At 48.6% G+C, this 10,682-nt stretch carries 9 protein-coding genes and 1 tRNA gene; 3 read left to right on the top strand and 7 right to left on the bottom strand.

Annotated features, from left to right (window positions below; all coding sequences use genetic code 11):
- Nucleotides 1-153: 153 nt before the first annotated feature.
- The 3 genes from ACEW9O_RS02660 (at nucleotide 154) to ACEW9O_RS02650 (ending at nucleotide 1,104) form a co-directional block, all read left to right on the top strand.
- On the top strand, nucleotides 154-429 hold the full coding sequence (locus tag ACEW9O_RS02660; protein ID WP_373548571.1) for a hypothetical protein: 276 nt from the start codon (nucleotides 154-156) through the stop codon (nucleotides 427-429).
- A 2-nt stretch (nucleotides 430-431) separates the two neighbouring features.
- Nucleotides 432-749 carry a type II toxin-antitoxin system RelE/ParE family toxin gene (locus tag ACEW9O_RS02655; RefSeq protein ID WP_373548570.1) on the top strand — a complete coding sequence of 106 codons (318 nt, stop codon included), beginning with the start codon at nucleotides 432-434 and terminating at the stop codon, nucleotides 747-749.
- Between the two features lie 79 nt (nucleotides 750-828).
- Nucleotides 829-1,104 carry a hypothetical protein gene (locus ACEW9O_RS02650; protein WP_373548569.1) on the top strand — a complete coding sequence of 92 codons (276 nt, stop codon included), beginning with the start codon at nucleotides 829-831 and terminating at the stop codon, nucleotides 1,102-1,104.
- A 158-nt stretch (nucleotides 1,105-1,262) separates the two neighbouring features.
- Here ACEW9O_RS02650 and ACEW9O_RS02645 read toward each other — a convergent pair whose 3' ends face one another.
- The 7 genes from ACEW9O_RS02645 to ACEW9O_RS02615 form a co-directional block, all read right to left on the bottom strand.
- Entirely contained in the window at nucleotides 1,263-2,216 is a 954-nt protein-coding gene (locus ACEW9O_RS02645; protein WP_373548568.1) for a hypothetical protein, read from the bottom strand.
- 386 nt (nucleotides 2,217-2,602) lie between these two features.
- Nucleotides 2,603-2,676 (bottom strand) — tRNA-Lys (locus ACEW9O_RS02640).
- 113 nt (nucleotides 2,677-2,789) lie between these two features.
- Entirely contained in the window at nucleotides 2,790-3,509 is a 720-nt protein-coding gene (locus ACEW9O_RS02635; RefSeq protein WP_373548567.1) for an HAD family hydrolase, read from the bottom strand.
- 444 nt (nucleotides 3,510-3,953) lie between these two features.
- Nucleotides 3,954-6,386, bottom strand: a complete 2,433-nt coding sequence (locus tag ACEW9O_RS02630; RefSeq protein ID WP_373548566.1) for a TonB-dependent receptor domain-containing protein — start codon at nucleotides 6,384-6,386, stop codon at nucleotides 3,954-3,956.
- 328 nt (nucleotides 6,387-6,714) lie between these two features.
- On the bottom strand, nucleotides 6,715-9,039 hold the full coding sequence (locus ACEW9O_RS02625) for a glycoside hydrolase family 3 N-terminal domain-containing protein (protein WP_373548593.1): 2,325 nt from the start codon (nucleotides 9,037-9,039) through the stop codon (nucleotides 6,715-6,717).
- Nucleotides 9,040-9,174: 135 nt separating this feature from the next.
- Nucleotides 9,175-9,903 carry a hypothetical protein gene (locus tag ACEW9O_RS02620; protein WP_373548565.1) on the bottom strand — a complete coding sequence of 243 codons (729 nt, stop codon included), beginning with the start codon at nucleotides 9,901-9,903 and terminating at the stop codon, nucleotides 9,175-9,177.
- A gap of 35 nt (nucleotides 9,904-9,938) precedes the next feature.
- Nucleotides 9,939-10,508 (bottom strand): RNA polymerase sigma factor, encoded by a 570-nt coding sequence (locus tag ACEW9O_RS02615; protein ID WP_373548564.1) that lies wholly within the window; start codon nucleotides 10,506-10,508, stop codon nucleotides 9,939-9,941.
- Nucleotides 10,509-10,682: the final 174 nt, after the last annotated feature.

Raw genomic sequence — 10,682 nt, 5'->3', positions numbered from 1 at the left:
TTTGATTTTGCGGTTGGCCTGAGGGTTCGTGGTTTTCAGCCGGGAAGTACTGAAGCAGATTCATCGGTATTTGGAACCGTTTTTTGAAAGGAACCCCTCTACCTTGATTTTTGTTGGAATAATGTTTATTTTTATTGCCGTAAAAAAGGAAAAATGAGCTTAGCACAGATAAGGGAAGAATTGCACCAGCGGATTGATCTAGCGGACGAGCATTTGCTGATGATGGTTTATGATGTAATGACGGAGCTTGATCTGGAAGAGGACGATCCCGAGTTGGCAGCTGTTATAGCTAAGCATGCGGAAAAAGGTCCGTGGAAGCAGCTGACACAAGAGGAGCTGCTAGCAGAACTGGAAGAAAGTCAGGAGCAAATACGCAATGGGGAGTACATTTCTATTGAAGATTTAGAAAAAGAAATGGAGCAATGGTAAATATGTTTAAAGTCATTTTTGGCAAAAAAGCTCGAGAGGATTTACAAGAAATTTCCAGCTATCATCGAAAGGTTGCATCCCCACAAGTAGCAAACAAAGTACGTAAAGGGATAATTGATTCCGCCAAAAAACTTCAAACTTTTCCTCATCGCAAACCAATTTTGGCAGGGACTGAAGATAGAAGTTCTCCGGTACGTTATACCAAAAAATGGTCTTTCAAGATTTTGTTCAGCATTTTTGTGGACAAAAAACAAGTAGAAATATTGAGGATTAAACATGATAAAGAATTGCCAGAGAAGACGGTCAAAAGTGTCAAATAGAACCATTGGCAAAAGCCAAGTAGTGCAAGTTTTTATAGGATTTTTTAAATCGATAAAGATGAATCCAATGGCAAAACCAATGACAACCACTGAAGCAATCGATTTATTACACCAAGGACAAAGCGTAGAAGATGTCATATTGTTGGATCTTGAAACCCAAAAACTGGGATTTCGAGATGCGTTATTGTTGACCGAGAATGGCTTTGTTGTGCCTGCGGAAAACATCGTTTATCAGGATTCAGCTATCCAGGATGACCCCGATTTTGATGACACCACCTGGAATGGGGAATATGGTAAATTGAGTGATTTTCTGGCCGCTAATGGATTGGTACCTGAATCTACTCAAGAGCCTTAAATTTTCAAACCGTGACAATTCGTCACAGTTTCATTACCCTTTGCCTTGGGATACCAGGGTATTTATTGACTAAGGGGCGATAAAAAAAATAAGTGCTCATTTTGCCAATTTGTGGCAAAAAACCAAGGAAATGAAAACCACTTTGAGCGCATTCCCGTTCAGGGCTTGATTTGCTTTTTCAGTTCTTCAATTTGCTTTTGCAAGTCAAAGTTTTTCTGGATTTCTTCCTCTGCACGTTTTTTCTCTTCCTCTGCACGTTTCTTCAATTCTTCGGCGTGTTTCTTCTCCTCAATAAGCAACTTATCCTTTTCTGCAATGATTTCTTCCTTCTCCGCAATGATCTCTTCCTTCTCGGCGATAATTTCGTCCTTTTTGCTCATCTCCCGCCCAAAAATCCGATCCAACTCATCCTCTACATCCATCTTGTCCCGAATTTCTTCGCTAGCAATGGCTCGCCCCAAACGATCAACCATCTTTTTGACCAAGGGGTCATTGGTATCACCCTGAAAATCCACCTGGTGTTTATCGTTTGTACTTTGGTAGATTGGACTAAAAATGTGCAGCACGCGCTCCAGTTTGTTGCGTGCTGCTTTGGCTAGCTTACGCACTTGAATCAAATAAGAATCGTGGGTCAACAATTCGACGAAATCCTCTTTAATGTCCAGAATTTCCTGGGTCACTACGTCACGATACACCCGATTGATTTTGACTACTCCTGACTGAATGCTATTTAACGGGAAACCTAAAAAGTAGATCGTGATGATGGGCAAAGGGCGCATCTCAGACTGCCCGTCATCATTGAGCACTGCATCTTCTTTACGGTAATTGTCGCCAAGATAGCGCCGGAAGCGCATCACATCAAAGGCTTGTTTGGCCTTCTGCAACTCAATGAGCACTTTGTTGATCTCTCCGTTGGACTTTTTGATCACTGCTTTGAAATCAAAACGCAAAATCCGGATATCTCCCGCCGTTTCGGTGGAGGTTTCTTGAGGCTTCAGTTCCAAACTTTCCACTTCCTCCCCCAAGATGGTCGACAACAACTCACGAGCAATCTCCACATCTTCTAGCAGATATTTGAACACTACATCGTAGATGGGATTGGCGATGATCATACCTGATTTTTTGTTTGATTTCTAATGCAAAGTAAACACTTTCGGGGGGATTTTGGTTCCTTTTTGCTCTTTTTATTTTTGGTGCGAAATGTTACCCCAAACCCGACTTTAATGCTCCCAATACCCACATTTCGTCCCTACGGGACTCCGAGAAACACTGGGGTCTCGTGTATTGACTACCCATGTTGCGCCCCTAGCGGGGCTCCCGTTGCGCGAAAAATAGGGAAAGGTTCACCCCTCACGCCCTGACTCATTTTTAAACGCTTCGAATTCGATGTGTTTAAATTTGGGTTGTTTAGCTGCTCCCACAAATCACAGCGTAAAGGAGTAAAAATAAAAAAGCCACAATCAAACGTTACCGTCCAATTATGGCTTTTTTTAAGTTGTGATCCCGCTGGGACTCGAACCCAGGACCCCCTGATTAAAAGTCAAGTGCTCTAGCCAGCTGAGCTACGAGATCGGCTTTTGAAGAAACGATTTGGCTAGTAAATCGCCCTTTTTTCTAAAGCGTTGCAAATATACGAGTACAGGAACCGTTTGTCCAAGAAAAAGATTCCTTTTTTTTCAAAAAGGCTAAATATTTTCTCTGGCGTTGTTGGCCAGTGGTGGGGTAGCGGCCTCTATTGCCTTGATAAACAGGTCAAAGTTTAAAAAATTGCTGAGTACCTGCGTGGCTCCTAAATGCAGCAAAACATCGTGGTCGTGGCCGTGGCGGATGCCGACAAAGTCCATTTCGAGGTTGCGGGTGGTGTGTACATCCCAGGCCGCGTCGCCTACGTAGACGATGCGATTGAAGGTAGACGGGGTGTTTTGTACTGCCTGGATGGCCTCCTGGAGGATTTCTTCGCGGGTGTACTTATCGTCGGCCCCGCTGACCCAAAAGCGCTGGGAGGGGATACCTACGTGTTGCATTTTGATTTCGGCCGATTCTTTCCAGCCGCCGGTGGCGACGGCGACGAGGTAGGCGGGGTGTTCCAGGAGTTGGGAGACGGCCTGGGCGGCACCGGGTACTTCGTAAAAGTGGTGGGGATTGTCTAGGCGGTGCTGGCGGAGGCGCTCGCCGTAGATGCGTTTGAAGTGGGCCACTTCGGTGCTGGTCACGGGGCGCTGGAAGTGTTGCTGGATGAGGTGGGCAAAAATGGTGGTGTCGCTCACGTGGGGGTACTTGCTCCAGTCGATGGTGGGGAAGGGGCGGTCGTAGAGGTCGGTGTAGGTTTGGGCAAAGCAGCGGCTGTCTCTGCGTTCGGAGTAGATGAGGGTGCCGTCGACGTCGAAGAGGATGAGGGTTTTCATGTGGTTCTGTTGAGGCTTCGCCTCTTTTTACTAAAAGCGACAGGATGGCAAAACGGATGAAACGGACTAAACGGATAAGAACGGATTTTTTTCCGCCTGCGGCGGATAAGGACGAGCCGAAGGCGAGTCAAAGTCCGTTTCAATCCGTTTAGTCCGTTTCATCCGTTTTGCCATCCTGTCGCTCTACGCCGAAGGTGTTAAAGCGCGAAGCGCATAATGGCCGTCGGCGTAAAATAATTCGTGGCTAATCTTATCCTATCACGCCGAAGGCGGGATCAAAATCCGCGCAAATCCGCCCAATCCGCGTCCTCCGCGATGCTGTTGTGTCGCTTTGGTGCCTGGATGAAACACTTTTGATTGGGGATTGTTTTTGTGATTTGTGCTTGGGCAGCCTTCGGCTACGTCAGCGGGGCAGCCACAGAGGGCAGCCACAGAGGGCTGCCCCTACTCCTCTTCGCCGCCGATTCGGCGTCGGGTCATTTGTTGGGCCTGATTCAGGCGGTAATTCAGCGTCAAATTGATCTGCCGCAGGCGCATTTGTCCATTGCTTTCCGTATAAAAGTTTTCACCGCGAGTGATGCTGCGGAAGCGGCGACTGTTGAACACATCCAGCACGTTGAGGATGAGTTTGCCCTGGCCTTTGAAGAGGTCGCGGCTAACCGAGAGGTCGGTAAAAAACAAGGATTTCACCTCACCTTGAGGCGTTTTGCGCGGCGCTTCGTAGCTGGCCCGGATTTGAATATCCGTCTTTTTGGGCAGTGAAAAACGCGAGGTTTGGCGCGTAAACCAGGCGTAAGTATCACTTTGATAGTCCTCCTGGATGTTGGAGCCATCGGTGATGGCGCGGAAGAAGTTGACGTTGAAGTCCAGTTTCCACCACTTGTTGACCGTATAAGAACTGGTGAATTCGGCCCCAAACGAGTGCTCGTCCAGCAAGTTCTCCGGGCGGGTGGCTGCAAAACCATCGCTGTTGACTCGGCGGATGCGGTCAATTTTGTCGATGGTGTAGCGGTAGTACAAAGAGGAAGCAAAAGATCCTTTGTCAAAAAACTTCACGTGCCCGAGTTCATAGGCATCGGTGTATTCAGGATTCAAATCGGGATTGCCGCTGGAGAAGTTGCGGTTGTCGCTGAAGGTCATAAAGGGGCTCAAATCGTTGTAGCGCGGGCGGCGCACCCGGCGGCTGTAGCTGATTTGTAGGGCGTTCTCGTTGCTTAGTTGGTAGGTGAAGTGGGCACTGGGGAACAAGTTGGTGTAATTGCGGGGGTTGGATTCATTGGTTTGTGCCAGGGTGGTTTTGATGTCGGTATTTTCGGCGCGGATGCCAAATTGGTACGAAAAACGTTTGAATTTGTTGCCAATGATGGCGTAGGCCGCGTTGATGTTTTCGTCGTAAAGGAAGTTGTTGTTCAGGCTGTCCAGGGGTTCAAAAACACCCATGCTGTCTTGTTCGGTGACAAAAAAATCGTTGCTCATGTCGCGGAAACTGCTGCGTACACCGAGTTCGTATTTGCCTTCTTTGCCGAAAGGTTGTACATAATCCGCCGAAAAAAGCCACTGCTTTTCGGTTTCATCGTTGAGCGATTTTTGGGTGCGGCTGGCCACTTTGTTGATGATGCCATCCGCAAAAACGCTCTTTTGAGTGAATGTTTGGTCGGAGTGCTCCCAGTAGTCGAGGTAGCGGGCGTCAATGAGGAGTTCGTGGCCCTTTTTTTCAAAACTGCGTTTGTAACTCAGGGCGTATTCCGAGTTGGGTTCATCTTCGGTTTCATCCTGCTGCCGATCGGTGGTGCTGTACAGATTGCTGAGGGTATTGATGTAGTCTTTGTATTGGATATCGGTGATGCGTCGGGCGTCGCTGCGGCGCCAAAGGTAGGAGGCGGTGAAGATGTTTTTGTCGTCAAAATAATAGTCCAAACCGCCATTGATGCTGTTGTTGGCCGCCCGAATCTGACCCTTGTTGTTTTGCTCCAGGATACGGGTGGTAGCGCCGTCGTACACTTCCTGGTACTGCTCGCTGCGACCCGGTTGTAGGCGGTAGGCCAGGGCGTAATTGAGGAAGAAGTTGATTTTGTCTTTGCGGTAATTCACGTTGGCACCCGCTCCAAAGTTGTCGGGGTTACCGGCAATGAGGTCAAAAGATCCATTGAAACCCTGGCGGCGGTCTTTTTTGAGCACAATGTTGATGATGCCCGACATGCCTTCGGCTTCGTACCGCGCCGAGGGGTTGGTGATCACCTCTACTTTGTCGACCAGACTGCCCTGCAATTGTTGTAAACCCGCGCCCCCCTTAAAACTGACCAGCCCCGAAGGTTTGCCGTCGATGAGGATGCGCACGTTGTCGCTGCCGCGCAGTTTGACGTTGCCTTCGCCATCCACCGATACGGAAGGGATGTTGCTGAGGATGTCAGAGGCGGTGCCGCCTGCATTGGCCAGGTCTTTGCCTACGTTGAAGATCTTTTTGTCGAGGGCCAGTTCCATGCTGCTTTTTTCGGCCTGCACCACTACTTCTTGCAGGTTCTGAGCCGAGGCACTGAGGTTGATGGTGCCCAGATCCAGGCTATTTTTACCCGCACTCACACTGAAGCTGGGAATTTTGATGGCTTGATAGCCCAAAAACTCCACTATGGCGTGGTAGTCACCGTAGGGTGCTTCGAGCGAAAATTGCCCTTTGTCGTCGCTGATGCCCCCGCTGACGAGGGTGCTGTCGCTGTTTTTGAGGATGCGGATGGCGGCGTAGGCGAGGGGCGCTTTGCTTTGGGCTTCAATGATTTTGCCCTTGATGTTGGCTGGTTTGCTATTTTGGCCAAAACCACTGTGTAGGAAGAGTAGGAGTAAAATACCCGCCAATATTACTTTAGTCAATGGATGCTTCATATTTTTTGTTTGCGACTTTAAACTAGATCGTAAAGTTAAGCGATCGGATGGACAAAGGGAGTGCGGAATAGATTCTTCACCCGATTGGCTAGAATGATGCCTTGTTTTAATCGATGGCTTGGATGGATAGACGTGGAGAGAGGACTTTACCCTTGTGCGAGGGTGGGAAAAAAATGTAAACAAGGCGGCAAAAAGCGACCTATTCTACTGCTGAGCTTAGGTGCCTCTTTGGTGCCTAAAGTTTCTTAGGTGGTGAAAGAAGACATTTTTTCACCACCTAAGAAACCAAAGACACTTAAGGAATCACCTCAGAAAAATTCAAATCCAATTATTTCTTCTTTGGCACATACTTCGCTGTACGGGCATCCTGAATCACCCCTTTCCAGTTCATCCCAAAACCAAAGGTATACACATGCCCCGCCGCGTCCTTGTGGCAACGCATGTCGTGCGGTGCATCTTCGGCTTGTTTTTCTACCACGGCCATGTCCGCAGGCATCTGCATGGGGAGCAGGCCAGAGGGTTCTGCTTTGCCCGTCAGGATGTCGAGGATGGCTTGATCCTGGACGCGGAAATTGACCAGAATCGCATTGGCTTTGCTTTCAAATTCATGGAAAACCATGGGGTTATCCATGGTGATAGACACAATAACGGGTTTGCCCTTCATTTTGTCGTAGGTATCCGTCACCATGCCAAGATCCGTATAGTTGATGGCTTGATTGGTTTTGTCCTTGTAGCTGCGGTTGGTGAAATTTTCCAGTGGGTCGCCACCAGCAATGCTCACTGCCCGCGCTTCGGTAGCTTTGTACTCGCCGTATTGCAAGCTGATGGGCAGGTAGCCATTGCCACCTTTTTTGACATCTTCAGGGCTGTAACCAATGCCCGAGTTGGGGCTGCTGATGAAGGCCAGCGCCACGTCAGCCTCATCGGGATTGTCGGTTACCGTGAAGTATTTTTTGACAATGTCGATGTTCACTGGATAGTTCATGCTTTCAGGCGTTTCTACCCCCAGGAAGTTGCGGCCAGCCGGGGTGAATTTTTTAGGCACATACACCTTGATACCGGTTTTGAGCGGCAAGGTTTGTTTTTGATTTTTCAACAAAACCATCGACTTCAATTGCGCCTCGTAACCTGCTTTCATGTAAGATGGTTGTCCTACAATTGATTTTGTGGTCTCAGGAATGACGTAAGGGAACTCAAACAAACCCACGCGGAAAATATTTTTCAACAAACGCACGGCAGATTGTTCCATCCGTGCACGCATCCAGGCTTCACCGTGCTCTTTGCTTCCGATTGCATAAGCATCAATGATGGGTTTGGCTTCGTTGTTGCCGCCAAATTGATCTACTCCCGCCATCAATACCTTGTAGTGGCGCTCGGCTACACTTAGTTTTTCAACACCCCAAGGTTTGCCCGCCGTAAAATTGTCCAGCACAGTTTCGTCTCCGGTGATGCCCCAGTCGGTACAGGCTACCCCATCGTATTTGTATTTGTCGCGCAACAAGTCCTGGATGATGTAACGATTGTAACTGTTCCCCACATTTTCCTTGTTCTTGGAGTCTTGATCCCAGGAAATGGTGTAATACGGCATGATTGCCGAAGCCATCATGGTTTTACCTTGTAATTTGAAAGCGCCTTCCGTGAAGGGAATAAAATGGGTTTTGAATTGTTTGCCAGGATAGACCGCAAACTTGCCAATGGCATAGTGCGCATCGCGTCCAGCTTCACCGGAGCCCCCACCTGGCCAGTGTTTCACCATGGCGTTTACACTGTTCATGCCCCAGCCATCGGGGTCGGCATCGTATCCAGTAGAGGTTTGAAACCCATTGCAGTAGGCGCTAGCCATGGCTGCAGCCAGATAGGGATCCTCCCCAAATGTACCACTGGCCCGACTCCAACGTGGATCAGTAGCAATATCAACCTGGGGCGAAAGAGCAGTAGTGATGCCCAAGGCCCGGTATTCTGTTGCCGCAATTTGGCCAAAACGGGTCACGAGAATTGGGTCAAAAGTTGCCGCCATGCCGAGCGAACCGGGCCACATGGAAATTGCGCCACCCGCTGCCGCATTGAATTCAGCGTTGGCCACGGTGCCGTGACGGGGATCAGAGCTGTTGTTGGCCGGAATGCCTAGGCCGGTACCTTCCACCAGAGCCTGCATGTTGTTGTTCCACTTGGCCGCAAGTTCGGGAGATTGTACCGTGGTAAGGAGGACGTGGCGCAGGTTATCTTTGGTCAAAAACTCGATTTGTTGGTCGCTCAGGTCTTCGGGTTTGGCACCACTTTCGGGGAAAGGTTTGCCTTTGTAGGTACCAGCGAAATAACCTCCCGGGCGTGCCGGAATGGACTGGTGACGGCTGTACAGCATCAAACCCGCAATTTGTTCGATGCTCATTTTGGAAGCCAGGTCTTTGGCTCGTACATCGGCGGGCAAACGCCAATCTTCGTAGGCGTCGAGCTTGCCGTTTTTGTTCAGGTCTTTGAAGGCAAAACCATCCACCGTGAGTATTTTAACCCCGGAACTGGGTGAATAGGCGAGGGTTTTACCAGCTTGGCGAATCAAGTTGAAGCTCCCCTTGGGTTCTTCAGTCCATTTTTGTTGGGCAAAAATGGAGGTTCCGCTCAAAATAAGGATGAGTGTAGTGCAGAGTTTATGCATCATTTCTATGTTTTAAAACTCCCACAATTTATGCAAAAAAGAATAAGGTAACCTGATGATTCTACTCACCCGCTGATGCAATGGAAAATTGGCCCGGAATGGTCGACGGTTTAGGGGTTTTAAGATAGCTTCTAGTTACAGTTTTTTCAACAACAAATCTGCTTTAGTAACATTGTCCCTGCCTACCACGATGATGTGTTCCAATTCCTTCCGAGCTTTACTGGTATTTTTTTGTCCCAAATACAAAAGTGCCAAATGCCAATTGATGGCATCTTCCTGCCAGCCTTGACCAAGCGACCTGGCTTGCAGGAGCTGGGTTTCTGCAAGGGCGAAATCCGGATTTTCCTGTTTCAATGCGGCCACACCCAAATAAAAATGATGGGAGGCGGTAGTTGGGGGGAGCTTTTTAAAAAATAGTACTGCCGCTGCATAATTTTTTTCAAGATAAGCGCTTCTCGCGGCTTGTTCGGCAGTGCTGAGGGTATCGTCGGCCATGCTGTTGCTCAGGATGGGGGCGTTCTCCTGTTTGAGGTATTGCAGCGCCATTTGTGGGGCATTCAGGTTCGTGTTATTGGCCGGGCTCATCAACCACCATACGGCAAGCAAGACCAGGAATACCGCTGCAGCAGCGGCCCAAGCAACCCAAAGTTGTCGGTGGGCGACTTTTAGAGGACGGGGAGATGCAGGTTTCTCCTTGGCTTCCTCCGCTTTGTTTGTTTCCGTGCGCAGTGATTCCGCGATGCCCCGGAGGTTTTGCCTGAGTTTATCCTCTGCTTGTTTTTCGGCCAGTTTTTGCAGCAATGCTTCTTCGAGCTGCTCCATTTCTGCTTCGGATAATTCCCCTTGTTTGTATTTGTCGATCATAATCCTAGCTTTTTGTGACTCTACATGCAGGCTTATTATGCTGCATTGAGGAGCGATTGAAAAATATCGCGCAATTTGTTGCGACAAACTTTGGTGCGGGTTTTGGAGGCATCTTCCGAAATGTTCAGCGCGGCACCGATGTCGCGGTGGGACATTTTTTGGAAATAATGTTGTTGCAAAAGACTGCGGCAATCCTCCCCCAAGCGGCCAAAAGCCTGTTCAAACTGTTGCAAAGTTGACTCGTCGTACTCTTCGTCGAGGAGTTCCAAATTGCTTACTTCTACATCACTTTCGGGCAGCTGCTTGCGCTTGCGGAGCAGCATTAGGTATTCATTGCGGATGGCTTGCATGCTGTAGGCGTCCAGGTTGCCGTAGCTGATTCGCCCTTCGCGGATGAAGCGATGAATTTTGATAAATGCTTCGACTGTTACATCGGAAGCATCGTCGTAGCTGAGTTTCATCTCGCTACGGATGTAGTTGCAGTAACGCTGGAAGTTTTGTTTGAATACCAGTTGGAAGCGCGATTCGAGGCCACCGATTAGTTCGTCCTGTAGTTCCTTGAAACCTGCTTCACTAAGTCCCCAGTTTTTTTGTTGATTCGACATCGTTTCAGCTTATGAATGCAACCCGCCCGATAAAGTGAGCCTGCTTGTTAAAGTTTTATTAACAAATCTAAGCGGGCTTAGCACATTTTTTTCAAAATGGACACTTAGTTTTGTCATTGCCACCTCACTTTTATTGCAAACTTGCATTGAAAAGGTAAATCACAAGTCCGAAAC

Source organism: Haliscomenobacter sp. (genome assembly GCF_041740695.1).
Taxonomy (GTDB): Bacteria; Bacteroidota; Bacteroidia; order Chitinophagales; family Saprospiraceae; genus Haliscomenobacter.
Note: the sequence above shows the minus strand (reverse complement) of the source record. Positions and strands in the feature narration are given on the sequence as shown.

Coding starts and splice junctions, on each gene's coding strand:
- ACEW9O_RS02660 (WP_373548571.1), top strand. CDS start 154: ATGAGCTTAGCACAGATAAGGGAAGAATTGCACCAGCGGATTGATCTA.
- ACEW9O_RS02655 (WP_373548570.1), top strand. CDS start 432: ATGTTTAAAGTCATTTTTGGCAAAAAAGCTCGAGAGGATTTACAAGAA.
- ACEW9O_RS02650 (WP_373548569.1), top strand. CDS start 829: ATGACAACCACTGAAGCAATCGATTTATTACACCAAGGACAAAGCGTA.
- ACEW9O_RS02645 (WP_373548568.1), bottom strand. CDS start 2,216: ATGATCATCGCCAATCCCATCTACGATGTAGTGTTCAAATATCTGCTA.
- ACEW9O_RS02635 (WP_373548567.1), bottom strand. CDS start 3,509: ATGAAAACCCTCATCCTCTTCGACGTCGACGGCACCCTCATCTACTCC.
- ACEW9O_RS02630 (WP_373548566.1), bottom strand. CDS start 6,386: ATGAAGCATCCATTGACTAAAGTAATATTGGCGGGTATTTTACTCCTA.
- ACEW9O_RS02625 (WP_373548593.1), bottom strand. CDS start 9,039: ATGCATAAACTCTGCACTACACTCATCCTTATTTTGAGCGGAACCTCC.
- ACEW9O_RS02620 (WP_373548565.1), bottom strand. CDS start 9,903: ATGATCGACAAATACAAACAAGGGGAATTATCCGAAGCAGAAATGGAG.
- ACEW9O_RS02615 (WP_373548564.1), bottom strand. CDS start 10,508: ATGTCGAATCAACAAAAAAACTGGGGACTTAGTGAAGCAGGTTTCAAG.